Origin of the sequence: Tropicimonas isoalkanivorans (assembly GCF_900112335.1) — a bacterium.
GTDB lineage: Bacteria > Pseudomonadota > Alphaproteobacteria > Rhodobacterales > Rhodobacteraceae > Tropicimonas > Tropicimonas isoalkanivorans.
On sequence record NZ_FOLG01000003.1, the window covers coordinates 225030 to 250339 of the forward strand.

At 63.9% G+C, this 25310-nt stretch carries 25 protein-coding genes; 3 read left to right on the plus strand and 22 right to left on the minus strand.

Features of this window, described 5'->3' with window-relative positions; translation table 11 throughout:
* Positions 1-135 precede the first annotated feature (135 nt).
* A complete protein-coding gene (locus tag BM075_RS08195) occupies positions 136-867 on the minus strand; it encodes a LytR/AlgR family response regulator transcription factor (protein WP_093360180.1) in 732 nt (243 codons plus the stop codon).
* Entirely contained in the window at positions 855-1862 is a 1008-nt protein-coding gene (locus BM075_RS08200; RefSeq protein WP_177208283.1) for a sensor histidine kinase, read from the minus strand. The genes BM075_RS08195 and BM075_RS08200 overlap by 13 nt, the downstream gene beginning before the upstream one ends.
* A 684-nt stretch (positions 1863-2546) precedes the next feature.
* Between BM075_RS08200 and BM075_RS08205 the strand changes: the two genes are divergently transcribed.
* Complete coding sequence (locus tag BM075_RS08205; protein ID WP_093360182.1) at positions 2547-3197, plus strand: DUF1236 domain-containing protein; 651 nt, start codon at positions 2547-2549, stop codon at positions 3195-3197.
* Between the two features lie 109 nt (positions 3198-3306).
* Here the strand turns inward: BM075_RS08205 and BM075_RS08210 are convergent, their stop codons facing one another.
* Both BM075_RS08210 and BM075_RS08215 read right to left on the minus strand, forming a co-directional pair.
* Entirely contained in the window at positions 3307-4509 is a 1203-nt protein-coding gene (locus BM075_RS08210) for an NnrS family protein (RefSeq protein ID WP_093360183.1), read from the minus strand.
* Between the two features lie 71 nt (positions 4510-4580).
* Positions 4581-5009 carry a pseudoazurin gene (locus BM075_RS08215; protein ID WP_093360184.1) on the minus strand — a complete coding sequence of 143 codons (429 nt, stop codon included), beginning with the start codon at positions 5007-5009 and terminating at the stop codon, positions 4581-4583.
* Between the two features lie 100 nt (positions 5010-5109).
* On the opposite strand from BM075_RS08215, the gene BM075_RS08220 reads away from it, so the two are divergent.
* Positions 5110-5805: a Crp/Fnr family transcriptional regulator gene (locus tag BM075_RS08220; RefSeq protein ID WP_093360185.1), complete on the plus strand. Its 696-nt coding sequence runs from the start codon at positions 5110-5112 to the stop codon at positions 5803-5805.
* Between the two features lie 15 nt (positions 5806-5820).
* On the opposite strand, the gene BM075_RS08225 is transcribed toward BM075_RS08220, so the two are convergent.
* The 17 genes from BM075_RS08225 to pxpB form a co-directional block, all read right to left on the minus strand.
* Positions 5821-6033 (minus strand): DUF1858 domain-containing protein, encoded by a 213-nt coding sequence (locus tag BM075_RS08225; RefSeq protein WP_093360186.1) that lies wholly within the window; start codon positions 6031-6033, stop codon positions 5821-5823.
* A 53-nt stretch (positions 6034-6086) separates the two neighbouring features.
* Positions 6087-6956, minus strand: a complete 870-nt coding sequence (locus tag BM075_RS08230; RefSeq protein ID WP_245758781.1) for an FAD:protein FMN transferase — start codon at positions 6954-6956, stop codon at positions 6087-6089.
* Between the two features lie 35 nt (positions 6957-6991).
* Complete coding sequence (locus BM075_RS08235; protein WP_093360188.1) at positions 6992-7522, minus strand: nitrous oxide reductase accessory protein NosL; 531 nt, start codon at positions 7520-7522, stop codon at positions 6992-6994.
* Complete coding sequence (locus tag BM075_RS08240) at positions 7519-8346, minus strand: ABC transporter permease (protein WP_093360189.1); 828 nt, start codon at positions 8344-8346, stop codon at positions 7519-7521. Before BM075_RS08240 ends, BM075_RS08235 begins: the two co-directional genes overlap by 4 nt.
* Positions 8343-9254, minus strand: coding sequence for an ABC transporter ATP-binding protein (locus tag BM075_RS08245; RefSeq protein WP_093360190.1), 912 nt, complete (start codon positions 9252-9254; stop codon positions 8343-8345). The genes BM075_RS08240 and BM075_RS08245 overlap by 4 nt, the downstream gene beginning before the upstream one ends.
* Positions 9251-10507 carry a nitrous oxide reductase family maturation protein NosD gene (locus BM075_RS08250; protein WP_093360191.1) on the minus strand — a complete coding sequence of 419 codons (1257 nt, stop codon included), beginning with the start codon at positions 10505-10507 and terminating at the stop codon, positions 9251-9253. The genes BM075_RS08245 and BM075_RS08250 overlap by 4 nt, the downstream gene beginning before the upstream one ends.
* 15 nt (positions 10508-10522) lie before the next feature.
* Positions 10523-12424 (minus strand): TAT-dependent nitrous-oxide reductase, encoded by a 1902-nt coding sequence (gene nosZ / locus BM075_RS08255; RefSeq protein ID WP_093360192.1) that lies wholly within the window; start codon positions 12422-12424, stop codon positions 10523-10525.
* On the minus strand, positions 12417-14615 hold the full coding sequence (locus BM075_RS08260; RefSeq protein ID WP_093360193.1) for a NosR/NirI family protein: 2199 nt from the start codon (positions 14613-14615) through the stop codon (positions 12417-12419). The genes nosZ and BM075_RS08260 overlap by 8 nt, the downstream gene beginning before the upstream one ends.
* Positions 14616-14876: 261 nt before the next feature.
* Complete coding sequence (locus BM075_RS08265; RefSeq protein WP_093360194.1) at positions 14877-15647, minus strand: SDR family oxidoreductase; 771 nt, start codon at positions 15645-15647, stop codon at positions 14877-14879.
* Positions 15647-16573, minus strand: a complete 927-nt coding sequence (locus BM075_RS08270; RefSeq protein WP_093360195.1) for a dihydrodipicolinate synthase family protein — start codon at positions 16571-16573, stop codon at positions 15647-15649. The genes BM075_RS08265 and BM075_RS08270 overlap by 1 nt, the downstream gene beginning before the upstream one ends.
* 62 nt (positions 16574-16635) lie before the next feature.
* Positions 16636-17457, minus strand: a complete 822-nt coding sequence (locus BM075_RS08275) for an ABC transporter permease (protein WP_093360196.1) — start codon at positions 17455-17457, stop codon at positions 16636-16638.
* Positions 17454-18341, minus strand: a complete 888-nt coding sequence (locus BM075_RS08280) for an ABC transporter permease (RefSeq protein WP_093360197.1) — start codon at positions 18339-18341, stop codon at positions 17454-17456. Before BM075_RS08280 ends, BM075_RS08275 begins: the two co-directional genes overlap by 4 nt.
* The gene (locus tag BM075_RS08285; RefSeq protein ID WP_093360332.1) at positions 18334-19464 is read right to left on the minus strand and encodes an ABC transporter ATP-binding protein; all 1131 of its coding nucleotides are present in this window, start codon (positions 19462-19464) and stop codon (positions 18334-18336) included. The genes BM075_RS08280 and BM075_RS08285 overlap by 8 nt, the downstream gene beginning before the upstream one ends.
* A gap of 14 nt (positions 19465-19478) precedes the next feature.
* Positions 19479-20558, minus strand: coding sequence for an ABC transporter substrate-binding protein (locus BM075_RS08290; protein ID WP_177208284.1), 1080 nt, complete (start codon positions 20556-20558; stop codon positions 19479-19481).
* A 56-nt stretch (positions 20559-20614) separates the two neighbouring features.
* Positions 20615-21769: a M24 family metallopeptidase gene (locus BM075_RS08295; RefSeq protein WP_093360199.1), complete on the minus strand. Its 1155-nt coding sequence runs from the start codon at positions 21767-21769 to the stop codon at positions 20615-20617.
* Positions 21770-21963: 194 nt separating this feature from the next.
* Complete coding sequence (locus tag BM075_RS08300) at positions 21964-23046, minus strand: 5-oxoprolinase subunit C family protein (RefSeq protein WP_093360200.1); 1083 nt, start codon at positions 23044-23046, stop codon at positions 21964-21966.
* A complete protein-coding gene (pxpB, locus tag BM075_RS08305) occupies positions 23043-23687 on the minus strand; it encodes a 5-oxoprolinase subunit PxpB (protein WP_093360201.1) in 645 nt (214 codons plus the stop codon). Before pxpB ends, BM075_RS08300 begins: the two co-directional genes overlap by 4 nt.
* Before the next feature lie 158 nt (positions 23688-23845).
* On the opposite strand from pxpB, the gene BM075_RS08310 reads away from it, so the two are divergent.
* A complete protein-coding gene (locus tag BM075_RS08310) occupies positions 23846-24475 on the plus strand; it encodes a GntR family transcriptional regulator (RefSeq protein WP_143089834.1) in 630 nt (209 codons plus the stop codon).
* Here BM075_RS08310 and BM075_RS08315 read toward each other — a convergent pair.
* On the minus strand, positions 24472-25245 hold the full coding sequence (locus BM075_RS08315) for a LamB/YcsF family protein (RefSeq protein ID WP_093360203.1): 774 nt from the start codon (positions 25243-25245) through the stop codon (positions 24472-24474). The genes BM075_RS08310 and BM075_RS08315 overlap by 4 nt on opposite strands.
* Positions 25246-25310 lie beyond the last annotated feature (65 nt).

The window sequence follows — 25310 nt, forward strand, 5'->3', positions numbered from 1 at the left end:
CCTCACGGACAGAACAGTTTCGTTAAAAAGGGGTTTGCGGCAGCTTATTGGCCACGCCCGTGGGCGGCGAAACGCTATTCGATGAACCTGTCGGAAAACTCGATGAACGGCCGGAGCACGCCCCGGAGGCCCCGCTCAGAGGCCGGCAACCGCCTTGCGGAGCCGCTGTGTCGCTGCCCGGCCCAAGGCAACCGGCCGGCGGTTGCCGTTCATATGCAGCAGCGATCCGCCGCTGCCACGTGCCTCGATGCGGTCCACGTGGCTAAGGTTGGCAATCAGCGAGCGGCCGAGGCGGACGAAAGGCGGCGATGGCAGGTCGTCCTCGAACTGGCCGAGCCGCCGGCAGACCAGGTGATCGCGGCCGTTGAGAAGCAGGATGCGCGTGAAATCAGCATCGGCACTCAAAAGGCCGATCTCGTCGCAGGACACAATGATGGTGTTCCCCCCCTCAGAGATCACCATGCGACCCGATTGCATCGTGCCCCCTTCGGCGATGGCGCGCCCACCCTCGCCGGACAGCGCATTGCGTACCCGGTCCATCGTCAGCGCCAGACGTTCGGGCGCAACGGGCTTCAGAAGAAAATCGAGCGCCCCAACCTCGAACGCTCGAATGGCATGCGCCGCGCTCGCCGTCACCAAAACGATGAGAGGCATAGGGCTAAGACGGTCCAGCAGGTCGAAGCCCTCCCCGTCTACCAGGGTCACGTCGAGCAGGATCAGATCGGGCCGCTGCACGTCGCAAACCTCCGCGGCCTCTGCCACGCTTTCGGCCGTTCCCACGATCTCCACATCCCCATGGGCGTCAAGCAGACGCCGAAGCCCGCGGCGTGCGGGGGGTTCATCGTCGACAACGATCACACGAAGCACGGCGCGCCCTCCAGGCGAAGGCGCACCAAAACCTCGGGGCCCTGCTGCCGTATCTCGAGATCGTGACGACCCGCATAGGCTATCTCGAGCCGCCGGCGGGTGTTTTCGATCCCAACGCCGGTTCCAAGCTTATCGAGAGGATAGAGGCTCCCGCGGTTCGTCACCTCTATCGCCAGAACGTCCCCCTCGCGGTCGGCCTGCACCTGAACCACGAGCAATCCATTTTCGTCGCGCGAACCGTGCTTGATCGCATTCTCGACAAAGCCTTGGAGGATGAAGCAGGGAACGAGCGTTTCACACGCACTTTCGGTCACATCAATCTGGCAAGAAAGGTGATCCTCGAACCGCAACTCCTGGATTCGAAGGAAGTCCTTTACGTGTTCCAACTCCGTCCTCAGCCGGCACACCTCATTCCCGTCGCACTCCAGTCCGATGCGGAGATAGGACGCGACGGCATGGGTCATCTCCAATGCGGTGTCAGGACGATCCGGTATCTCGGCCGCAATGGTGTTGAGCGCATTGAACAGGAAGTGCGGGTCGAGTTGGCTTTGGAGAAACCGCAACTCGCTTCGCAAGGCGGTCGTTTCGGCCTGGCTCCGGCGCAAGCTCTCCGACCGCGCCGCAGAGCGCGCGCCGATCCAGAAGTAGGCGATCGACCAGGCCAGGAAGACCGGAACGTAGAAGAACGCCGCCATGAAGGGCGTGCCATACCCATCGCGAATGGGGCCATCGGTAATGTCCCGGACCGTATCCGCGAGGAAAGATTGACCAAACCCGCCCAGCAGGCTCAACACGCAGGCGAGAACGCCGACGAGCACAACCCGGTGCGGCAGGCCGACGAACCGCCGATAGATGAGGTGCAGCAGCCACGTGTAGGTGAAGCCCGCTGGCTCCAGTACGAGCATCAGGAAAAAGGAGGTCTCCAGCTTGTCGTAGAACACCACCCGGAGGAGCGTCGTTACCACGGCGATGGCCGCCCACGTGGCAGCGTTCACCCGCAAGAATGTGTCGGGTGACTCACGATCCAGGCGCCGCTCCTCGGGTCCCGTTGATTGGGCCCGGCCGAGGCGGTCTTCGCCGGCTATGTCACTTTCGAGGGACCGGGCACGGGCCGGCGCTACCTGGGACATCACAGTGTCGGTTTGCTGACGGGGTGCCAACGTTCATGTCGGACGGCACCTGAGCAGGCAAGCATTTTCTCATGCCGTCAGACGGAATCGATGCCGTGCCTATCCCGCGCCGTACCGGTGTCCGACGTTCCGGGTGCAGCAGATCACAGCGTCGCCGTCTCGCGGCGCCAGCGTTCCGCTTGAAACAGGCCCAGCCTGTGAGCGGTCAGATAAGCCGGGACCACAGTCGTTCGGGCACGGTTCAGCGGCCCCTTTCCCTGCTGTGAAATGCGCAGTTTCGACCTCGTCGCTTTCTGTGCAAGAGCGGAGATTTTCGTTCAAACAGAGAACAATATGTTGCGAAGCTGACATGGAACACAGCCACTTTCCGCCCAGCCCCTCGCCCCTGTTGGGCCGTTATCTGCGCACCGGCAGTGATGCCCCCCGGTGCCGACCTGAGGGGCCGGAACGAAATGGAGGGATCGGCATTCTTCCTCACACATCCGGCGATGTCGGAAGCAACCGAATATCGAAAAACGAAGATGTTTGTACCTGGAAAGGAAATGTCACATGAAGCGTTTTATCATCGGAACCACCGCTCTTTCTCTCCTCACCGCCGGCGCGGCCGCCGCGCAGGTTGCGGCGACGGCGACCACCGATCTCAATTTCCGCGCTGACCCGAATGGTCAGGCGGAGATCATTGACGTTATCGCGTCGGGCGATTCCGTGGACGTGCTCCGCTGTGCGGAAGAAGCCAGTTGGTGCGAAGTGTCCCATGGGGGCCAAACCGGCTGGGTCTATTCCGAGTACCTCAGCTCCGAGCATGAGGGTGCACCGGTCATCGTGGCCGAAAACCCGAGCGTTCTGTCCGTCGAGACGGTCGTCATCGAAAAGGACAAGCTCGAACCGGTGCTCGGTCTCGGTACGATGGGCGCCATTGCGGGCGGCATCGTCGGCGGCCCCATCGGGGCCGTTGCGGGCGGCGTGATCGGCAGCGGCGCGGGTTCCACGGTGGACGTCAAGCCTGAAGTGGTGACTTATGTCCGGGAGAATCCGGTCGAGCCGATCTATCTCAACGGCGAGGTCGTTGTCGGCGCCACCGTCCCGCAGGAGGTCGTCCTCACGCCGGTGCCGGATGCCGAGTACGAATATCTCTATGTGAATGGCGTGCCGGCAGTGGTCGATCCGTCCAGCCGGACCATCGTTACCATCGTACGCTGATACCAAACCAAATCCGGTCCGCGCCACTCGGCGCGGACCATCCTTATTTCAAAAACCCGTGGATTGCCTCCTGGGCGCGGTATCCTCCCCGCGTCGTACCCAGTTCGATCTATTGAGCAGGTGCGCGGCCGTTGGGTGAGCGCCGGGCTTCCTTTTCCCGCAAAAGCCACGGCGCGAGGCGAAAGACGAGGAGCGCAAAAGCTGCCGTCCAAAAGACGCCCGCAAGCAAGATACCGTCGACACCTGGCCAAAATTCCATCGTTCCCGCGATACGCGTGATCGTAGCTGCAAGGACGAAGGCGAATGCCGTCGTCAGCACGGGCCCGGCGGAGAGCGCGCGCCCCGTGTGACCCATTGTGGCCCGCATCATCACGGCTACGGTCATGCCTCCGACCGCACCAATCCCGAAGACGTGGACCGGAACACTGGCGCCGACCCAGCCCATCGCTGCAACAGCGGCCGCGAGAAGACCGAACGGTATCGTCAGATAGGCCACGTGAAGCATCCACAGCAACGGTGACCGCCAGGTTGCAACGCCGCGCCAGCGGAGAAGACGCGCCAGATGGAGCGCGGCAGCGACACTGGCGATGATGGCCGTCGCCACCGCCTCGGGCGCCAGGCTCCAGATCAGGAGCGCGACGACCCCGACGGCGATACAGAGCGCATCGAAGCGGTTCGGCGGCACCGGCATCCGCTGGATGCCCGCCTTGGCCAGCCAGTTTCGGGTGAAACTCGGAACAATGCGGCCACCTATGAGCATGATCAGGAAGACCAGGATGGCGATCCCAAGCCGGCGCACGGCCTCCGTCGATCCGTCTGACATCACCTGAAAATGAAACGCAACGTTCGTCACCCACAGCAGCGCGACAGGAATGACGACCCTGAGATTGCGCCAGTTCCTGCCGGCGACGATCTCTCGCACGATCATCGCGACTACGGCGAGCAGGAAAGCTTGATCGACGAAGAAGACGCCAATGCCCGGAATGCCGAGCGCGCCCCAAACAGCCATCCGCCCGGCGAGCCACAACAGGAGCAACAGGGCAAGCGGCCAGCCGCGGGCAGGCATTCGGCCGGTCCAGTTCGGCACCGCCGTGAACAGGAAGCCGGCCAACACCGCGGCGCCATAGCCAAAGATCATTTCGTGGACATGCCAGTCGATGGCGGGAAAGGGCCCGGCAAGGGCGATGTCGCCCCGCCAGACGAAGAGCCAGACCGGCACCACACAGAGCCCGAACAGGGTCGCGGCCAGAAAGAATGGTCGGAAGCCACCGGAAAACAGGGCCGGCCCGCTGTAGTCACGTCGCTCGGTCAACGGTGCCTCCGCTCGTTCAAACGCATCGCCGGGGTTATGAAATTCGCGCGCATGAAACCGATCGTGCCAGCCTACTCGACTTGCGCGATCAGATCCGCCATGCGGCCCTTCGCTTTTCCCCGTTGCTTCACGGCCGCCGCCCCGTCGAGATTCACCGGCTCGCCGACTTTGATCAACGCGACCATGCCCATGCCGTAATGCGGCGTGCATTTCACGCCATATACGCCTTCTTCGCTTACCGTCAGATCGAAATCCTCGTTGGGCTTGGATTTGAAGGCCTCAACTCCCTCGGGAAGCATTCCCTCGATGCTCTCGGCGTTGTGTCCCTTGTCGACCGACACGAAATGAATCACGTCGCCGGGTTCGGCGCTTACGAAGGCCGGCTCGAAGACCATCAATCCCGCCTCGCCCTTGTTGAGCATGTGCACCTCATGGGTCGCCGCATTCGCAGCCCCTGCGGCAAATGCAAAAACAGCGGCGATCGTCAACGGTGTCTTCATGATAGGTTCCTTTGGGTTGTGTCCCGTCTTTCGGTTCGCCCCCGTTCTGCGGTAGAAGCACCGCGCGAACGTTGCTCTTACTCAAACTTGCGGACAGGTCTTGCAGAAACTCGACGAAAGCCTCCTGACCGGCCTGCCGCCCTTCTCACGGCTGGACCGTGGGCAGATTCGTGAGATTCTCGATAAGTCGACGTCGCGGCGCTACGAAGAGGGCGCGGAAATCTTCCACGAAGGGCACGACGCCGAGCGCTTCTTCCTGCTGCTCGACGGCTATCTGAGGGTGATCCGCTCTACGCCCGGCGGCGACCAGGTCATCGTTCTGCACATCTCGCCCGGCCAGCTATTCGGAATAGCCCCCGCGCTGCAACGCACTACTTATCCGGCGACGGCTGTGGCGGCGGCGGAGTCCATCGCACTTTCCTGGCCCGTCCACCTCTGGCAACCGTTCGTGACGGCTTATGATGGCTTCGCCACCGAAGGTTACAAGACACTCGGCCAGCGCCTCGGCGAGATCCAGACGACACTGACCGAGATGGCGACGCAGGCGGTGGAGCAGCGGGTGGCCGCCGTTCTGCTTCGAATGGTAAACCAAAGTGGCCAGAAGACGGAGGACGGGATCGCGATCGGGTTTCCTGTCACCCGGAACAACATCTCCGAGATGACAGGCACAACGCTGCATACGGTCAGCCGGCTGCTCTCGGCCTGGGAGAAGGATGGGATCGTGCGCTCGACCCGGAAGCGGATCGTGGTGACCGACGCGCACCGCCTCGTTCTGATCAGCGAGCCTCGCGGCTGACGTCGCTCCGTCGCATTAGGCGGACCGGATCGCTTGCATCAGCGCGGCGCGGAATTCGGTCTCGTTCAGTCCATACTCCGTGCAGACATCGGCGACGGTGTGAAACGGGGCGATGGGGCAGCCGGGGCAGAGCATGCGTCGCTCCCAGAACACCGTGGCCAAGCCGGGCCATTCCGCCAGCAACGTGGCGAGTGGCAGATCCGGGTTTTCGGGATCGGGGTGTCGCATCGGCCCTCCCATTGGCACGTCGGCTGCCGCGCGGCCCGCTCAACCCCTCGGCCCTATAGCTCGAGGTCGACATCGAGCCGTTTCAGGAGGGCGAGTTGCCGGTCGGTCATCACGACCGCTGCGGTGGAGGCGGCGTCGGCAATGGCGGCGCTCTCGTGGAATGCCGTCACGGGTGCGGTCCGCAACGTGACGTCCTTCCCCGACGGATCGAAGATGTGACTGACCTGCCGGACCGGGTCGAGACGCGTTCCGAAGAGCGCCGACGTGGCGACGGCACAGTTCTCCAGTCTGCAAACGCGTCCACCGGGAAGGCGGACCGGCCAGCCCTTCGCGTCACCGCCGTTCCCCATTCCGCGGATCTCGCCCGCGTTCACCATCACGTCCCTGAGCCCTGAATCCTTCAGGAGAGTCGCGAGCCGATCCGTGGCGAAGCCCTGCGCAATCCCGTTCAGCGTCATTGCCATGCCGGGGCGATCGAAACGCACCGAGGTCGCATCGAACGACACCTGGTCGAAGCCGACGCGGCGGCGTGCCTCAAGGAGCGCGTCCGCGTCCACGGCGCGACCAGCGGCAGCGGCTTCGGCATGGAGGGCGAAGATCGGTTGCACCGTGGGATCGAAGGCACCTTCGGTCACGTGGTAGACCGACCGCGTCAACGTCAGAAGGGCCAGCATGTCCGGCGGTGCATCCGGCAGACTGCCCTCGCGGTTCAACCGCATGATCGCACTGTCCGTCCGGTAGAGCGAAAAGAGCGTGTCGATGCGGGCGAGTTCGGCCTCCACAGCGCGAAAGACCGGTGCAGCCTCCTCCCGGTCGAGGCCCACAAGCTGCACATCTGCGCGGGTGCCAAGCGCCTGACCGCGCCAGATGGCGGTGGGCGTGGCGGCGGTGACCTGTGTCGCCGCGCAGGCTGCAGCAGACATCAGCAGGAATCGCCGTCTGGACAGGGGCAGCCGCATCAGTGCATTCCCCCGTTCATGGCATCCGCGTTCATCGTGTCCATCTGAGGATGCGCATAGGACTGCGGAACCTCGGTAAAACCGACGATCCGGCCGCCGTGTTCCTGCACGAAAGCATCGGCGTCTGCAGGGTCGGAAAACGGGATCGCCTCCGGCAGCCCCATACCGCCCGCTTGCTCGCTTTCGATGACCAACCGCACTGTGTCTGCTGCGGCCCAGTTGTCGGCGCCGGGTACCGCCCAGCTCTCCGCATGGCCCATGTCGGAAACGTAAATCGCGGCAATCTCGCCGTCCCGCTCGGGGTCGTGGACATAGGACACCGCATCGGTCACCTGGCTGAACCAGAGCGGTGCCTCATACCCCTTTAAGTGAATCTGCGCCTTCGGGCCGGGATGGTCAGCAACGAACATCTGACAGAAATGGCCGAGCGCCTCGTCCGTCATCCGGGTGGGAGTTGGCACGGCAGCGGTCTCCTCCCTGCACCCGGCAAGTGCCAGCGCAACGACCAGTGGCATGACGATGCGGTTCATGGGACGATCCTTTTCGTGCGGGCGATGCCGATGCCGATAGTCGCCGCCAGCCAAAGCAGGAGCGCGCCGAGTGCGGCGGCGGGTGGGAATGGCAGGGTACGGGCGAGCCCGTCGATGCCGGCCACCGGCGCGGCGTGGAGGGAAGCGAGGTTGAAGAGACGGAAGGCGTCGGCCGGGTTCGCCATCACCAACCAGGGGAACACGTGAGAGGCGAAAGTGCCCTCGCCGGAGGCCATGATCGCCCCGAGAAGCGCGAGATCGTAGAGGACGACAAGGAGGAGCCAAGTGCCGATAGCAAAGGCGGCGGCACGGGCCGTTCGACTGGAGAGCGCCGAGAGCGTGAGGCCCACGGCCACAAACACGGCCCCGAGAGCGACCGAGGACGCCATAAGGCGCAGCCAGGCGGCAATGCCTTCCGCTTCGGCGCCGTGGAACGGCAGGACGGCGAGGCCGGTCACCGCGTAGGCCGACACGATAGAGACGCTGACCGCCGCGGTTTGCGCCAGGAACTTGGCGACGAATACCTCCCACCGACGCACCGGCGTTGCGAAGGTGAGCGCCAGCGCACCGCGTTCGATCTCGCCCGCGAAGGAGTCGTAGGACATGAGCAATGCGATGAGCGGGATCAGGTAGACGGACAACGTGGCGAGGCTGGCGGAGGTGAGGGTCAGTACGTCGGCGTCGAGCGCGCCACCCTGACCGGCGACGAAAAATGCGAGCGCGAGGGCAAAAAGGGCGAGCACGATGGTGGCCAGCAAAACCCAGAGGTTGCGGCGGGCCATGCAGAACTCCTGAGCGAATATCGTGGCGATGCGGGCGGTCATTCGCTTTCCTCCATGTCGCTACGTCGGGAGTGGTGGCGGTATATGTCGTCGAGACCGGGGGCGGCCACGTCGATGTCCTGCAACACGTCGCGATGGGTGCCGAGGCGGGCCAACAGGGCAAGCTTGGCCTCGGGCGTGCAGTCGATTTCCAGCCGGCAACCGTTGAGCCGGCGGCCGCCGAGTTCGGAGTGGAGGCGGTCGGCTTCGCCTTGCAGCGCGGTGACACGGATCGTTGTCGGCAGGGCCGCCTCCCGCGCGAGGTCCTCCATGGTGCCGACAGCGCGGAGGGACCCACCCGAGAGGATCGCCACGCGGTCCGTGCGGCTCTGGATCTCTTCCAGCCCGTGCGAGGAGAGCAGCACCGCGGCGCCGCGGGCGGCGGCCTCGGCAATCACTTCGTAAAAGTCGTGACGGGAGACCGGATCAAGCCCGCTGGTTGGTTCGTCCAGCAACAGGAGCCGCGGCGCGCCGATCAGCGCCTGCGCGAGGCCGAGCCGTTGCCGCATGCCCTTGGAATACGTGCCGACCGCCCGATCGGCAGCCTCGGTCAGTCCGACGCGGTCGAGCAGATCCGATATCTGCGCCTTCGGTGCGTTCCTCAGACCGGAGAAATAGGCCAGAACTTCGCGCCCGCTGAGACTCCGGGGGAAAGCGACGACTTCGGGCAGGTAGGTTATGGCGATCCGCGCCGCGTCTGTGCCAGGGATGTGTCCGGCAACCGATATGGCGCCCGCCTTGGGAGAGAGGAACCCCAGCACCGCCTTGAAGAGCGTCGATTTCCCCGCGCCGTTGTGGCCGATAAGCGCCAGCCTTTCACCGGCAGCGACCATGAAGGACACATCGTCGAGCGCGCGTAGCCTGCCGAACGAGACCGAGAGATTGCGGATATCGAGAATTGGGTCGGTCATGACCGTTCCTCCTCTGTCGGGACCCCGGCGCCTTCGGGCGACACCAGCGGACGGCTGTCGATCACGCCGCCGGGCAGCAGGCCGGGAAACCGCGACTGCGACCAGCGGATGAGTTGCATGGCGGGGGTGCCCATCAGGAGCTTTGCCATGGGTTGCGACCAGACGAGCCGATCGATGCTGTCGTTCGGGCGGTAGGGGCTGTCGGCCGTTCCGTCGCCATTGACGTCGAACGCGACATGGTCGGACCAGTAATTTCCGCGGCCTCCGTCCGACCATTCGAGCCAGCGCGTGCCAACGTATTTCACCTGCGTCCGGTTGCCGACAAAAGCGTTTCCACTCAGCGTGTTGCCCTGGCTTCCTGCAGTAAAATGCACACCGATGGCGCACCCCTGGAAGCGGTTGGCGTCGAAGTCATTGTTGTTCGAATTGTAAATGAAGAGACACTTCTCGCCGCCATTCCGAACCTCGTTTTGGACCAGGTCCGCCCGGTTGGCGAAGTTCATGAAGAACCCGTGGTTGGTGTCGCCATCGGAAAGGTTGCGCTCGACCTTGAGGCGGGTCGAGTACATGAAAGCGAACCCCATGTCGTTGTTCCGGCTGACGTTGTCAGTGACCTCGATCCGGTTGGCGTACATGGAGTGGAAGGCAAAGCGGAGGTCGGTGAACGTATTGCGGCGATAGACGGCCTTGTCGGACGTGGTGATGAAGACGCCGTCGCGGCCTTTCGAAATCCGGTTGTCCTCCACAGTCAGGCCAGGGGAATTCCAGACGTAGATGCCGGGTCCGCGTTCGGGCACGCGCAGATCATTGCGACCGATTATGTGGTTGCCCCGGAGGCTGACATTCTTCGCCCCGTGGACGTCGATGCCGATCAGGTTGCCGTCGAGACTGACGCCCTCCACCTGCGCGTTATCGGCGCCCTTCATCAGGCGAATGCCGCTATCGAGCGTATCGAGCCGTGCGCCGGCGCCAGCGATCGTGACGCCGGTGATGGTCACATCCGGCGCGGTGACGGTGATGACAGAGCCCTCGCCCGGACCTTCGATCCTGGCGAGAGCGCCCGTGAGTGTGAGGGGCTTTTCGATGACCACCGGCCCGGCGAAAAGACCTTCCTGAAGGGCCAATTCATCGCCGGGCCGGGCTGCGGATATGGCCTGCACCAGCGCCCCCGGCCCCGGCCGCACCTCGATCGTCGCCGCGAGACATGCGGACGGGACCATCGTCAGGAGCAGGGCAAGGACCGGAAGGCGCATTGTGGACCCCCTCCCCTACGCGACTGGCTTGACCAGCATCCGGCCGCGCATCTCCATGTGGAGCGCGTGGCAGAACCACTGGCAGTAGTACCAATGCACGCCCGGCCGGTCGGCGGTGAAGGTGACCGACGCAGTGGCCTGCGGTCCGATCTCCATGGCGACTCCATGGTTGCCGAGGGTGAAGCCATGGGTCAGGTCGTCGACTTCATCCATGTTCGTGATGTAGATCGTCACCTCGTCGCCCTGATTGACCTCGAAGCTCTCGAGGCTGAAGGCTGGCGCGACAGAGGACATGTAGACCCGCACCTTGTTGCCGTCGCGGATCACGTCCTCGCCCCAGTCCAGGTCCACCCCATCGGCCTCGGCCTGTTTGCGGGCCTCTTCCCACATCGGGTCGTTGCGGTCGTAGATCGAAACCGGGTTCACCACATCCGCGCGCACAAGGATGCAGTCGTGCGGTTCGGCAAAGGTCGGTCCGTCGTGAACCAGCGCCATCCCGTCGCCCGAGATGTCGATGAGCTGATCGTTCTCCGGCTTCAGGGGGCCAACGTTCAGGAAGCGGTCCTTGGAGAACTTGTTGAGCGATATGAGCCACTTGCCATCGGCCTCCAGGGTCTCGCCCATGGTGGTGTGGTTGTGGCCGGGCTGATAGTGAACGTCGATCTTCTCGATGATCGGATCGGCATCCTCGCCGGCGAAGGCGCGCACTGCGTCTTCGAGGTTCCACTTCACCATCTGGCTGTCCAGGAACAGCGTGGTGAATGCGTTGCCCTTTCCGTCAAAAGCGGTGTGAAGCGGACCGAGACCCAGTTCCGGTTCGGCCGCGACAGCCGACCGCGGCTCAGCGCCGTCGAAGACGTCCGGAAGCTTGGTCACATCCACCACGGTAACGGTGGGCGAGAGCTTGCCGTTGATGCACAGGTGCCGCTTGTCGGGCGCCATGTTGCAGCCATGCGGCGAGTTGGAGATGGGAATGTACGCGGTGTATTTGGAGCCGCGCCGGCCATCCAGCACCTTGACGCCCTTGTACTCCTTGAAGTCGCCGGCCTTCACGCCGGCCTCGATCGCCTCGATGTTGAAAACGACGACCCAGTCCTGCTCGTTCGCTGTCATGTCAGCGAGCGTCACGCCTTCCTCGGAGTTATAGCAGGTCGAGAAGGCCCATTTGCCTTCATAGTCGGCGTCGCAGTTGTCTAGGTTGCCGTCGACGATCACTTGCCAGGCGACTTCCATCGTGTCGCCGTCTATGGCGGTGAAGATGGAGTGGTACTGGGTCGGATCGTCCAGCACGGAGCCGTCGTTAGGCAGCGGAATACGGTGCTCGCCATTGGCGAAGACATAGCCGGTGCGCGGATATTTCTGCGGACGAAGGCCATGGATATCCGACGTGTTGGGGATCTCGATGATCTTGTCGGTCTTCATGATGTCGCAGCGGATACGGGCGACGCGGGTGTTGGCCTTGTCGTTGGCGAACAGGTAGCGCCCGTCATAGGTCCCTTCGGTGAAGGACATGTGCGGGTGGTGCAGGTCGCCGTTGTCGTAGGTAACGCGGCCGCGCTTGGCGAGAAACTCCTTGGTTTCAGGCAGCAGGCCCTCGGTCAGGACTTTCAGGCTTTCGTTGGTGGAGCCCCACCCGGTCGCGGAACAGCGGTTGAACACCGGGATTCGCATGAGCTCCCGCATCGACGGCACGCCCACGATCCGGATCTCGCCCGACTGCCCGGACGACCAGAAGCCGTAGTAGTCGTCGAGCTGTCCCGGTGCGACCTCGATTGCGGCGCCGGCCGCGGCTGCCTTGCGCGGCGCGGCCATCAGTCCGAGTCCACCGCTCGTGCCTGCCACAGCGGCCAGTGCTGCGGCACCTGCCGAGCCTTTGAACAGACCACGGCGCGTCATGCCGTTGGGGGTGTCAGTCATTGGATTCCCTCCGTTTGTTTTCTCTTGCGATCTGGTTGGGATGGCCCACGTTCGGGCGTTCGGAATGCGCAGCCAGCGAGGCGGCGGACGCCGCGGCCTGCGCACGCCGCTTGTCGACCTTGATGACGACCGGGCAGCGGGCATGGTCCTGATAGAGCACTTGGCAATTCAGGCAGGAGATGCACTCGTTCGGGTTGATCTCGCCGGTTGGGTGAATGGCATCGACCGGGCAGTCCGTGGCGCAGAGTTGGCAGGGATTGCCGCACTCCTTGTACCGCTTGAGCCACTGGAACATGTGCAATCGCGCCGGGATCGCGAGCCCCCCGCCGAGCGGGCAGACGTAGCGGCAGTAGAAGCGCTCGATGAAGAGACCGGGCAGCAGGCAGGCAAGTGCGATCAGCACGTATGGCAGCGGACGGGCAAACTTAAGGATGATCGCCGTCTTGAAGGGTTCGATCTCGGCCAGGTGTTCGGCGAGTTCGAACGAATAGAGCGACACGCCGAAGAGCCCGAGAAAGAGCATGTACTTCACCGCCCAGAGCCGCTCGTGCAGCCCCCAGGGAAGTGTGATCTGCGGCACCCGGAAGGCGCGGGCGATCTTGTTGGTGAGTTCCTGCAGCGCCCCGAACGGGCAGAGCCAGCCGCAATAGGCGCCGCGCGCCCAGAACAGCAGCGCAGCGGCGACCGCGAACCAAAGGATGAAAATCAGCGGGTCCATCAGGAAGGTTTCCCAGTGGAAATCGCTGAACACCGCATTGGCCACCGCGAGAACGTTCACGACCGAAAGCTGCGCGTTGGCGATCCAGCCGATGAAGACCAGGGTAAAAACGAGATAGGCGGTGCGCAGGATGTCGAAGGTGCGGGCGTTCTTCGTCGCGAACGACTGGAAGAAGAAGATGATGGTGAGCAGCCCGAGGGCGGCGGCGAGCACGACGACCTCGATACGTTTGGTCTGCCAGATCCGCTTCCAGAGGGCGTCCCGGGCCTGAGAATCCGTAGCTGCGGCGATGGTTTCCGGCGCGGCTGCCGGCGCGACCGTGCGGGTGTACACATCGGGCAGCTCATAGCCCAGGTCGTAGGTCAGGAAGGTCTTTTCGATCGGCCCGACGGCACGGCTCACCAGGAATTGGAGCCTAAAAGGTTTTGCCGGATCGAAGCCGGCCTCGGCTGGGACGATGAAAAGGTCCATCTCCGAAAAGGCCGGCGCGCCGTCGGCGGCGACGCGAACGATGCGGGTGTGGTTGCGGTCGCGGAAGCGGAACGAGGCCTCTTCCTGGATCAGGTGGAACCTGTCGAAGATCCCGCCCCTCACATACCCCGACCCCTTGAACGACCAGCGACCGGCGCCGAAGACGGCGATGGCTTCGTCTCCCGGGTCCAGGCGCTTCTCCAGGTTGGCATAGGCGGCGTCGCCAAGGAGCGAGCGGCCAATCGCAGGCTGGCTGACAAGGGCGGTCCAGACGGCGACGACCGGGTCTGTATCCGGACCCGGCTCCGCGTTCTTCTCGGTGCGCGGATCGCCGAGGGCGGCGAAGTCAGCGTTGATCTCCGCGACGTCGAGAGAGATCTGCCGGAGCGCTCCGTTGCCGGCAAGCGTTTGCCAGTCGGTCACGGCACCCGCCTCCCGGTCGATCTCGCGCTCCGGCCCGCCCGCCTGCTCAGCCGCAAAGCCCGGCAGGCCGAGGGTGCGCGCGACCGCGACCCCGGCACGCAAGATCGAGTCGTCGATCACCATGATGGTGACGGTTGCTCCCGAAACGATCTCCAGGTCACCTGCCGCTCGCGGACCTGACACATCGTGCAGATCGAATCCGGTGTAGTGCTGGATCACCTTGACGATTTCACTTTCGGGGATGCCCACTAGCACGATCGGCTCGGAGTGCTTGACGAGCTTGGCCCCTGTCAGAACCGCGTCCGGCGAAATTCCCGCAACGATATGGATCGGTTTGCCGGAGTAGCCCGTGGTCGGCACGAAATCCGACGTGAGGAAGGCCCAGCCCAAAACGTCGTCACCCGCCGTCGCCGGCACCAGGCCATCCTCGGTCATCTCGCCGAATGAGGTCGCGTCCGGGACGATTTCCGAGGGTGTGACGGCGTCGAGGAGGTCACCGATCAGGGGTTCCGCATCTGCCGGAGCCGCGAGGCACAGCAGCAACAGACACGCGATGGTGCGCAGACAGGTTCCGATCATCGTTCATTCCGCTGAGGGTGCCCAAGTGGACCAGCTAACCAAGGTGATTAGCCGCTGCCGTCCGACGGAAGTTTGCGGTTGAACAATGAATGCGGGGATTTCCGGAGCGGGGCAGACGCGCCGTCAGCGCAAGACCGACGGCCGTCGTTTACCCCGCATGGACGCATGGCGCTCGGCGCCCGCAGTCGAATGCACGGCGCCGAGGCAGAGACTGCGTGCGGTCCGCGCCCCCAAGAGCGGACCGAGTGGTTTTGGGCCGAGCTAAAGGGACGCGATCATGCCGCCATCGACGCGCAACATAGATCCGGTGACGAAGCTTGCGCCGGAGGAACAGAGGAACGCGACCGCGGCGGCAAACTCTTCGGGGCGGCCATAGCGGCCGGCCGGGATGGCAGCGCGGGACGCTTTCTCGATGTCAGCTACGTCAACACCCTGCTTCTTTGCCTTGATCGCATCCAACTCCGCCACCCTGTCGGTCGCGATCCGGCCGGGGAGCACCATGTTCACAGTGATCCCTAGGGACGCAACCTCGCGGGCAAGGGTCTTCGACCAGCCGGCAATGGCGCCGCGCACCCCATTGGAGAGCGCAAGGTTCGGGATCGGCGCCTGGACGCCTGACGAACCGATGGTCACGATGCGGCCCCAGCCTTGCGCTTCCATTCCGGGCAGAACGGCCTCGGTTATCGAAAAAATGGACAGGGCCATGGCGTCGAACGCCTTGGCCCAGGCCTCTGGTTTCAGTCCCCGCGCCGGGCCGGCTGCTGGTCCGCCACAATTGTTGACCAGGATCGAAACGCCCGCCTCGGAGAGCTCCGCGCAGAAGGCGTCCACCTCTTTCGTATCGGAGAGATCGAGGGCACGTCCTGACAACCGGGGGGCTGCTTCCGGAGATGCCCCTTGCGGCACGGTGCCCAACCGCGAAACCGCCAACACATCGGCGCCCTCGCCTGCCAGCGCCAGCGCCGACGCTGCCCCCAATCCGCGGCTGCCACCGAGAACGACAGCCTTCTTTCCGGTCAACCCGTAGTCCATCACACCAACTCCTTCAGTCGTTTGTCCTTGCGGGCGAGGAGGCGGTCCACCTCGTGCGCCGCCGCCCTGTCCAGCCCGGCACCGGGGGCCCGCAATGCGGGAGAGGCGATGGCCCCACGCGATGCGAGCACATATTTGCGCACGGCGAGCCCGAGGCCGGGCTGTTGTTCGTAGCGCATCAATGGCAAATAGGCGTCAAAGACATCCTGCGCCCGGTCCATCTGCCCCTGCCCTGCGCAGGAAACGACGTCGGCCAGCATCTCGGGGAAGGCGAAGCCCGTCATGGCCCCGTCGGCGCCACGTGCCATCTCCTCGGGCAGGAAGACCCCACCGTTACCGCAGAGGATGGACACACGACGCGCGCCCTGACCCTCGGCTTCGCGCAGGGCGGAGACCTTGGCCAGCCCCGGCCAGTCCTCGTGCTTCAGCATCACGACATCGGTCTGGGCCGCGAAGATACGCAGCAGCACCGCAGCGTCGATTTGTACGCCGGTAGAGAGCGGAAAATCCTGGAGCACGACCGGCGTCCCCTTCCCCGCTGCTGTGCAGGCATGACCGTAGTAGGCCTCGATTTGGCTGTCGGTGCGCAGGTTGCCGGGTGGCGCGATCATCACACCCGCTGCACCGAGGTCCATGACCGCTGCGGAAAGGTCCTTGATCGCGGCGAGCCCGGGAGCGGAGACGCCGACGACCACCGGCACGTCGCCTGCCCGTGCGATGACGCGCTCGGCAATGGTACGGGCCTCGGCCTGGGTCAGCTTCTGCGCCTCGCCCATCATGCCGAGAATGGTCAGCCCGGTTGCGCCGCGCTCGAGGTAGAAGTCGGTGACCCTGTCGAGGCTTTCAAAATCGATGGTGCCATCAGGCAGGAACGGCGTGACGGAGATGACGAAGACGCCGCTGGCGTCGGATGTGAGCAGGCTCAAGTTCGCCTCCTTTGATATGTCGGAAAATCCGGGCGGCGGTACGCGATCGCACGCCCGAAATGTCATTGAGGCGCGTTCACCGCCGCATTCGCCGCCAGTCGCCGGATCACCTCTCCGGCCAACATCGCCAGGCAGACGAGGGCCATGAGGAAGACACTGACCACCGCGATGGCAGGCGTCAGCTCGTACGTCACGGAGTCGTAGATCCGCACCGGCAGAGTCTCGATCCCCGGCCGGGTCAGGAACACCGCGATCAGCAGCTCGTCGAAGGCGATCAGAAAGCTGAGCGCGGCCGCGGAGACGATGCCGTGAATGGCCATGGGCAGGGTGACAAACGCGAACACCTGCCGCCGGTCGCCCCCGAGGCTGACTGCAGCGCGGATCACCGTGCCATCAATCCCGCGCAGGCTGGCCGCGATGATGAGCGTCGCGACAGGCAGGCCAAGAAGCCCCTGCCCGACCGAGATCATCAGCCAGGTGGCATTCGCGGGCATCCAGGTGGCGAGAACATAAGTTGAAAAGGCGACGATGACCGTGGGCACCATCATCGGCATCAGCATCAGCACTTCCAGCATCCCCTTCAGGCGGGATTGCGAGTGCACGATGGCATAGGCTCCGAGATAGCCGATGGAGGTGGAAATCAGCGTGGCCACGGAGGCCGTCGCCAGGCTCCACCAGAAGGCGCTACGCCACTCGGCCCCGCCCAGCACCTCGCGATACCAGCGCAGCGAGAGCTTGTCGGGCAGCACGCTGACCGTGGGACTGTCGCCGAGCGAAATGGGGATCAACGCGATCAGCGGCAGCACCAGAAGGGCCAGAACGAGCCAGGCGTATCCGGCCAGCACGCGGTCGCCACGGGCGGCAGGTGTCATGCGGTCGCTCATCCCTGGGGCCTCATCAGTCGAGAAAGTCCGAGCCAGCGGGCCGCCGCAGCGTATGTGGTCAGAACGATGACCAACATGACGACCGAGATCGTCGCCGCGCCGGGCAGATCATACATCACCAGGATCCGCTGCTCGACCATCTGTGCAATCATCCGTTCCCCCGGGCCGCCCATCATTGCCGGCGTCACGAAGTAGCCGAAGCCGAGGATCGTGGTGATGATTGCCCCCGCCGCCACACCGGGCAGGCTGAGGGGGACGTAGACAGTCCAGAACACCCGCGCGCGGCTTGCGCCGAGGCTGCGGGCGGCATCGAGCAGCGTGTGGTCGATCTTGCGCATGGTGCCGATCAGCGACAGCAGCATGTAGGGCAGCAACACGTACGTCATGCCGATCACGACGCCAATCTGGTTGAAAAGCAGTTTGAACGGTGCCCCGGGAACCCCGAGCCATTCGAGCGCGGAGTTGAATACGCCGTTACGCCCCAGGAGCACGATGAAGACAAAGGTGCGCACCAGCGAGCTGGTGAGGAATGGAAAGAGAATGGCAACGCTGGTGAGGCTCGCTCTCCAGCCGTTCAGGCGCGACAGGTAGATCGCCGCCGGATAGCCGATAACCAGGCAGGCAAGCGTGACCTCCAGCGAGGTCACGGCGGTTTGCAACAGCACCGGCCGCAGGCTGCTGGTGGCGAGAAGTCCACGGAAATTCTCAAGTGTCGCGCCGCCGTCGTCACCTGTGACACTGAGCAGAAGGACCTTGGCAAGCGGCGCGATGAAGGTGACGCCCAGGAACACCAGGATCACCGCGACGCCGAGCCACTGCAGTTCCGCCAGCGAAGAGAGGAACCGTCGCGGGGCCACGGTCGGGGAAAGGCTTGCGTCAGACATCACTGCCACCGGTGGGGATCAGGTGAATGTCGGCGGGGTCCCAACTGATGCGGGCTGACGTGCCCGGCGCAAGTTGTGCGTGGGCGGCGCGCGCGACCTGCTGCACCAGCAGGGGGGCTTCCGAAAGCCCAGTTTTGACCTCGTAGCGGATCGACTGACCGACGAACGCCATGTCGGTAACGACGCCGTCAACATGGCGGCCATCGGGGTGCGCGACCGCGTCCGCCGGCGTGGCGGTAAGCGCCTCGGGACGCAGCAGAGCGGCATAGGTTTGGCCGGTTTGCAGCCCGTCTTCTGCACCGGGGGCCAGCGCGAGCAACCGGCCTGACACCCGGAGCGTCCCATCTTGAAGTTGCCCGGTGAGCAGGTTTGAATCACCAAGGAACTGTGCGGCGAACAGCGTCTTTGGACGTCGGTAGAGGTCCTGCGCCGGCCCGTACTGCTCGATCAGACCGTCCCGCATGAGCGCCACACGGTCCGAGAGCAACATGGCTTCGTTCTGGTCGTGGGTGACATAGATCACCGTTGCGCCGAGTTCGCGCTGAAGGCGGCGGATCTCCCACTGCAGCTCCTCCTTGAGCCGCACGTCGAGGGCCCCCATCGGCTCGTCCATCAGCAGCACGGACGGCTCGAACACCAGCGCCCGCGCCAGCGCGACCCGCTGTTGCTGACCACCGGAGAGGTGGGAGGGCTTGCGATGTGCCAGCGCATCGAGCTGCACAAGTTTAAGCACTTCCCCCACCCGCTTGTTGATCTCGGCCCGGGGGAGGCGGCGCACCTTCAACGGGTAGGCAACGTTCTGCGCCACCGTCATGTGCGGGAAGAGAGCGTAGTTCTGGAACACGATCCCCATGTCACGCTCCCGCCCCGGTGGCAGCGCCGTCACATCGCGCCCGCCAACCGTGATACGGCCGGCGTCGGGCGTCACGAAGCCTGCGATGGCCATGAGTGTCGAGGTCTTGCCCGAGCCCGACGGCCCCAGCAGGGTCACGAACTCGCCGGCCTTAACGTCGAGGTCGACACCCGCAAGAATGCGGGTGCCGCCAATCGACTTGGAAATCGCCTCGAGGTGGACCGAGGCGGATTTGGTCACCCGCACCGCCTCGGTATCTGCCACTGACATGTCCATCTTTGGGCTCACTGCGCCGCCCAGGTATTCCAGGCCTGGGTCACGGCCTCGGCGTTCTCACCCCACCATGCGACGTTCTGGGTGAAGCCCTTGTCGTTCCACTCCGGGTTGGTGGGCAGCTTGGCCGCCATTTCAGGAGCAATCAGTTCGAAGGCCTTCTGGTTGGTCGGGCCATAGGGGATCTCCTCGACGAAACGCGCTTGGGTTTCGGGCGAAAGCGCGAAGTCGATGAATTTGTGCGCGTTCTCGAGGTTCACCGGGTTCTTCAGGATCGCGTAGGCACTCGGCATTTTCATGTGTTCATTCCACTCGATCGCATAGTCACCGCCCTCGTCGATCATCGGCTGGATGCGGCCGTTGGCGATGGCCTCGATGTCCACCTCGCCGGTCGACAGCAAGTTGGCCGAAATCGCATCGGTGTCGTAGAAGCTTACGATATCGTCGCGGATACGGCTGAAGGCGGCAAGCGCTCGGTCAATGTCGAGCGGGTAGAGTTCGTCCATCGGCACGCCGTCGGCCAGCAGGGCAAATTCCAGATCGGGCATGTTAAGGTCAAGCCCAGAGATCGCACGCGCGCCGGGGAACTGTTCGACATCCCAGAATTCGGCCCAGCTCGTGGGGGCACCGTCGGCGAAAGCCTTGGTGCTGTAGCCAAGCACCCGGGCATATACCATGCGGCGCACCATCAGTTCCTGAGCGGAATCGGCGCCGATGTCGTCGACACTGAACATGGTGAAGCGGTTGTAGTCGACCGGCTCCAGCACGTCGTTGGCAGCGAGGGTCTGCAACAGGCCCTCGCTGGTGTCGACCACGTCGACCAGCGGCTGCTCGTTCTTGACGGACTGGATCAGTGGCGCCATGTCGCTTGGCGTCTTGACGACCTGAATGCCGGTCGCCTCGGTGAAGGGGCCATAGACCGCGCGCTCCATGGCATCGCCGTAGGAGCCGCCGGAACTGGTGCGGATAATCACCTGGTTCGATTGCGCGCGCGCCATGTGACCGCGCGAGATCATCGCGGCGGCGGGGAGTGTGGCTGCGCTGGCTTTAAGGAAGCCGCGACGTGTAAAGCCAGATCTATTCTGTGTCATCGATGTGTTTCCTTTTTTCGAATAGCGTTTGGTTGGTCGATTGGTCTGCGCCCGCGTCAGACCCGGTACAGCCCGCCTCTGGTAAGGGCCTCGGGCCCCTCCGGGCCGAGTGCGGCGGTGGAGCCGATTGCGACGGCCTTGCCGTCGGGCAAGTGACCGACGCACACCACATGGAATGTCATCCCGATCTCCAGCGGCATCTCGACCACCGAATTGAGTCCGAGCTGCCATTGCGCGCCCCAGGAGGGCGGAAAGCCGAGACCGAGGGAGTAACCTGAGCGGCGCGCGAGCGTGAGGCCATGGTTCATTCCATCGAGAACGGCCATGGCAGCATCATTGATGACCCGCATCGGAGCACCCGGCTCCATCGCCGCCACGGCCGCCGCCTGCGCCTTCACCAAGGCCTCCGCGCCGCGTTCTATGGCCGGTTCGGGCTTGCCGACGAGCGTGACCCGCATGGATGGCGCGTGATACCGCCCGCGCACCCCTGTTACCTCCGTGACGACATGGTCGTCGGCCTCGATGACGGTGCCTTCCCAGGTCGCATGGATCAGCCCGGTGCGTATGCCGGATGTGATATTTGGCCAGCTCCCAGGATATTCCGACCCGTAGGCGATCATGGCGCTCAGGACCATCGCAGACAGGTCATTCTCGCTACGGCCTGCGGCGATCACCTGTCCCACGCTGTTGGAGACCTTATCGCCGATCCGGCCGGCTTCCCGCATTACGTCGAGTTCCGCGGGGCGCTTGACCAGCCGCATCCTGTCGATCAGCGAGGAGACATCGATCCAATCGACGCCCGTGTGGCTTGCGGTGATGTCCGCCGCCCTCTGGGCCGACATCGTCCAGCTTGCGAGTTCAAGACCAACTTTCTGCCCCGCACCGAGGCGGCGCGCGAGGAAGCCGCTAGAGACCTCGATCGGATCTTCGTCATCCTGGAACACGACAAAGTCATCGAGGCCCCCTGCCCTCACGGCATCACGGGCGTTCACATATTCCATCTGGCGGGTGAAGAGTTCGAGCGGGCCGCTTCGGAGAAAGAGGAGGAACTGGAAAGTGAAGACCGCCTTGGTCTGGTAGCCCGTGAGGTAAAGGATATTTTCCGGCGCGCTGACGACGATCGCGTCAAGCCGCTCGGCCTCCATTCGGGACCGGAGAGCCTCTTGTCGCGCCGCATATTCTTCGCGGCTGAATCCGGTGAACCTGTCCATCGTCTTTGCTCCAGTCCGAGCTCCGCCCTCAAGACGGCTCCGTTAAGCAAGGTTTTCTCTCGCTACGTAAATCAGTGTGCCAGTTGTATACCACCTGTCAACCCGCAACATTCGATTGGAATATTGCGCACCGCGCTTCGCCCAGGGATTGATCGTGTCGCCAAGTCTTGAGGCGGCTAGCAAATTCGCCGGCGTCAGATGCCCCAAACGTCACGCCGAAGCCGGAATGTGTGGTCAGGGGCTTTCCTGGAGATCGCGAATTCCGATGCCGAATCGCCCGCGCAGGCGGATAGGCGCGAGACAGCCGCGAGGAGATCCAACGTCGCCGCATCCGCTTCTGGCCCGGGGGTGTGCGTTTCGGCCAGGGACGCGAGCCAGTCGGTGTCCGACGTGCTGGCGGTGCCTTCGGATGTGGAGGCTTCACAGTGCATGAACCTCACAATGGATCCGGGCGATATCTGCGCAAAGCGGCCGAGATCCGGGTCAATGATCGTTCCAATCTTCGGATAGCCACCCATAGTGGCCGCATCGCACATTTGCACCACCGGCTGCCCGCCGTTTGGCAACTGGACGATACCCGGAACAATCCCATGCGAGCGCAGTTCGGGCACCCCTTTCATGGTCAGGACCGGACCTTCGAGCCGATGGCCCGCGCGGTTGCATTGCGCCGTCACCCGCCATGGCCCGTTCCAGAAATCCGCTCGGCTTTCTGGATCGAGGTAGGCATATTCCGCGGCCGGGATCACACGGAAGGGCGCCAAGCCGACCCGAGGCGGCGGTTGGATCGGGCAACAGAACGGAAACCGCAGCGGCGCGGCGCCGACCGGGAGCCGGTCTCCGATCTTCAGCGGCCGACCCATGTGGCCCCCAAAACTGCCCCGCAACTGGGTGCTCCGAGAGCCTAAAACGAGCGGGACATCTATCCCGCCAGCCACCGTAAGATACGAATAGGTCCCCCCGGGACGCGGCTCGATCTCCAACACCTGGCCGGCGAACACGCTGAGCGTGGTCCAACTGTCGACGCAACGGTCCCCAAGGCCCGCAATCATGCTGGCGCCGGTCAGGGCGATGGAGGTATGTCGATGAAACCTCAAGGATATTACTGCCCTCGGCAGCTCGATCCCCGCGAGCCCCTCGGGATTGCCGAGCACGATGTTACCTGCCGCCAACGCCGCCAAATCGGCTGCGCCCGCACGGGGAACCCCTTCCGACAGATGCCCCAGTCGACCGTGGTCCTGTACTGTCACATGGGGCGTGGTAGCCAGCACCTCGATCATGGCCGCGCCACCGGAACAAACCGCACCCTGTCCCCCGCTGCAAGCAGCGCGGGCGGGTCACGGTCGGCCACGAACATGCGCAACGAGGTCCGCCCCAGAACATGCCAGCCCGTCGGGCCATCCGACGCCGAGACGCCTGTCTGCGCGCCGGCGATGGAAACTGTGCCGGCCGGCATGCTGATGCGAGGCTCCGCCCGTCTGGGAACCTCAAGAACCGGGTCGAGCGGGCCGAGGTACCCAAACCCTGGATGGCTGCCGATGGCGAAGGCGCTGTACGTCGGGGCAGCGTGCCGAGCGATCACCTCGGCGGGGCTGAGACCAGAAAGCCGAGAAACGAGTTCGAGGTCGACACCATCGTAGACGACCGGGATTTCCAGCAGGCGGCCGGGCGCAACCTGCTTTTTGGGGAGCCGTCGAACCTCCTCCCAGGTCTCGAGGAGGCGTTCCTCCAGGTCCGCTGACGGACCCCACGTGACCACCGTCAAGTTGGTTACACCGGGACACGTCTCACGGACCTCGTCCCATCCATCGACCTTGCGCGCCAGCGCCCAGATCCGTTCCTGAACCGTTAGCGAAAACGCGCCGCCCGCGTCGAACAGTAGCGCCCGCGCACCAAGTGAACTTATGATAGGAGCGGTCATGCGGCTCTCTGGGCTCCCGAAGCGTGGCCGGTTGGAGAAAAACGCTCTGGCTTTTGCCTGCCAAATGGAATACCACCTGTCAACCAATGGTTGATGATTTTCTGGGAGGTCAATAATTGGTGGACAAGGCAGAGAACGGGGGCGACCAGCGCCGGTCGATGGTGGCCTATGAGGTGCTGCTGGAAAAGATCCTCTCCGGTGAGCTCTTGCCCGGCTCGATCATTCAGGAACGGCGCTTGACCGAAGAGATTGGCGTGTCGCGTACGCCGGTCCGGGACGCCCTGCTGATGCTCGAAAACGAGGGCCTTCTGGTCCGCCGCGAACCGCGTATGCTTCAAGTCAAGCACATGGATACGCGGGAATACTTCGACAATCTTCATATCCGCCAAATTCTCGAGCCGGAGGCTGCGAGCCTTGCCGCCCAGCGCGTCGCCACCGCCGAAGTGGAGGCCTTGGAAGCCCGGATCGAAGCACTTGCCGCATCCGACGAGCCCGAACGGGCCGAAATTCGCGCCACCGACGAACGCCTGCATGAGATGATCGGCCTGAATTCGGGAAATCCGCAGTTGTGGCGCATTGTGCAGGGGTTGCGCCTTCAGACCCTCGTCTTCGACGTCAAGAGCTTGCCCGAAAGGCGCCAGGCCACCTTTGCCGAGCACCTCACAATCCTGGGGGCGCTCAAGGCACGTAACTCTGATGCTGCCCGAGACGCCATGTTCAGCCACCTCGAGAATGTGCGCAAAAGCATCATCGACCATCTGACCGGCGGCGGAGCCAGCGGCCGTTAGCCGTTGAGGTATTGGGCGCAAACCCGAAAGCCCGCCTCTTCCAGCGCCGCCCTCAGAGCTTTAGCGATGGTCAGGGCACCCGGGGTGTCGCCATGCACACAAATCGAGTCGATCGCCGTCGGCAATCGTCTGCCGCTTTCGGCGATGAGTGCACCTTCGGAGAGCATCGCCTTGACCGCCGACATGATCTCTGCCGTGTCGTGGCGCACTGCTCCGGGCTGTCGCCTATCCGACAAATTGAAATTATCCGCATAAGTCCGGTCGGCATAAATTTCGCTGATCGGGGTCAGCCCAAGCTTCTCAGCCGCGCGTTCCGTCGCCTGCCCGGGCATCACCATGTAACGCAGCGCAGGGTCGACCGCTTTGATCCCCCGCCCGACGGCCATGGCCAGAGCGTCATCCTCCGCGCAAATATTGCCCAATGCCCCATGCGTTTTCACATGGGTCATGGGCACCCCTTCCAGCGCGGCAATTCCGGCGAGAGCGCCGACCTGGTAGGCAATCAGGTTTTCCATTTCGGCTGCAGTGAGCGTCATTCTTCGCCGCCCGAACCCGGCCAAATCCGCAAATCCCGGGTGCGCACCAATGGCAACGCCATTCCGAGCGGCCTCGGCAACCGTCTGACGCATGATATTGGGGTCTCCCGCATGCGCACCGCAGGCGATGTTTGCCGTTGTGACGACCCGCAGCAACCCTGCGTCATCCCCCATCTTCCAAGGTCCGAAACCCTCGCCGAGGTCGGCGTTCAGATCTACAAAAGTGCTTGCCATAGTTTTCCGTATGCTATTGGCTTACGAGTGGAATACCACTAACCGGCAGAGCATTCCAGCCCTGA

What these genes read in the sequence shown, in the direction of transcription:
- BM075_RS08310 (WP_143089834.1), top strand. Translation starts at nt 23,846, where the DNA reads ATGGTGGCCTATGAGGTGCTGCTGGAAAAGATCCTCTCCGGTGAGCTC.
- BM075_RS08215 (WP_093360184.1), bottom strand. Translation starts at nt 5,009, where the DNA reads ATGAAGACACCGTTGACGATCGCCGCTGTTTTTGCATTTGCCGCAGGG.
- BM075_RS08285 (WP_093360332.1), bottom strand. Translation starts at nt 19,464, where the DNA reads ATGTCAGTGGCAGATACCGAGGCGGTGCGGGTGACCAAATCCGCCTCG.
- BM075_RS08280 (WP_093360197.1), bottom strand. Translation starts at nt 18,341, where the DNA reads ATGTCTGACGCAAGCCTTTCCCCGACCGTGGCCCCGCGACGGTTCCTC.
- BM075_RS08275 (WP_093360196.1), bottom strand. Translation starts at nt 17,457, where the DNA reads ATGAGCGACCGCATGACACCTGCCGCCCGTGGCGACCGCGTGCTGGCC.
- BM075_RS08300 (WP_093360200.1), bottom strand. Translation starts at nt 23,046, where the DNA reads ATGATCGAGGTGCTGGCTACCACGCCCCATGTGACAGTACAGGACCAC.
- BM075_RS08265 (WP_093360194.1), bottom strand. Translation starts at nt 15,647, where the DNA reads ATGGACTACGGGTTGACCGGAAAGAAGGCTGTCGTTCTCGGTGGCAGC.
- BM075_RS08260 (WP_093360193.1), bottom strand. Translation starts at nt 14,615, where the DNA reads ATGATCGGAACCTGTCTGCGCACCATCGCGTGTCTGTTGCTGCTGTGC.
- BM075_RS08315 (WP_093360203.1), bottom strand. Translation starts at nt 25,245, where the DNA reads ATGGCAAGCACTTTTGTAGATCTGAACGCCGACCTCGGCGAGGGTTTC.
- BM075_RS08245 (WP_093360190.1), bottom strand. Translation starts at nt 9,254, where the DNA reads ATGACCGACCCAATTCTCGATATCCGCAATCTCTCGGTCTCGTTCGGC.
- BM075_RS08235 (WP_093360188.1), bottom strand. Translation starts at nt 7,522, where the DNA reads ATGAACCGCATCGTCATGCCACTGGTCGTTGCGCTGGCACTTGCCGGG.
- BM075_RS08230 (WP_245758781.1), bottom strand. Translation starts at nt 6,956, where the DNA reads ATGTCTGCTGCAGCCTGCGCGGCGACACAGGTCACCGCCGCCACGCCC.
- BM075_RS08205 (WP_093360182.1), top strand. Translation starts at nt 2,547, where the DNA reads ATGAAGCGTTTTATCATCGGAACCACCGCTCTTTCTCTCCTCACCGCC.
- BM075_RS08240 (WP_093360189.1), bottom strand. Translation starts at nt 8,346, where the DNA reads ATGACCGCCCGCATCGCCACGATATTCGCTCAGGAGTTCTGCATGGCC.
- BM075_RS08295 (WP_093360199.1), bottom strand. Translation starts at nt 21,769, where the DNA reads ATGGACAGGTTCACCGGATTCAGCCGCGAAGAATATGCGGCGCGACAA.
- BM075_RS08225 (WP_093360186.1), bottom strand. Translation starts at nt 6,033, where the DNA reads ATGCGACACCCCGATCCCGAAAACCCGGATCTGCCACTCGCCACGTTG.
- pxpB (WP_093360201.1), bottom strand. Translation starts at nt 23,687, where the DNA reads ATGACCGCTCCTATCATAAGTTCACTTGGTGCGCGGGCGCTACTGTTC.
- BM075_RS08250 (WP_093360191.1), bottom strand. Translation starts at nt 10,507, where the DNA reads ATGCGCCTTCCGGTCCTTGCCCTGCTCCTGACGATGGTCCCGTCCGCA.
- BM075_RS08290 (WP_177208284.1), bottom strand. Translation starts at nt 20,558, where the DNA reads ATGACACAGAATAGATCTGGCTTTACACGTCGCGGCTTCCTTAAAGCC.
- nosZ (WP_093360192.1), bottom strand. Translation starts at nt 12,424, where the DNA reads ATGACTGACACCCCCAACGGCATGACGCGCCGTGGTCTGTTCAAAGGC.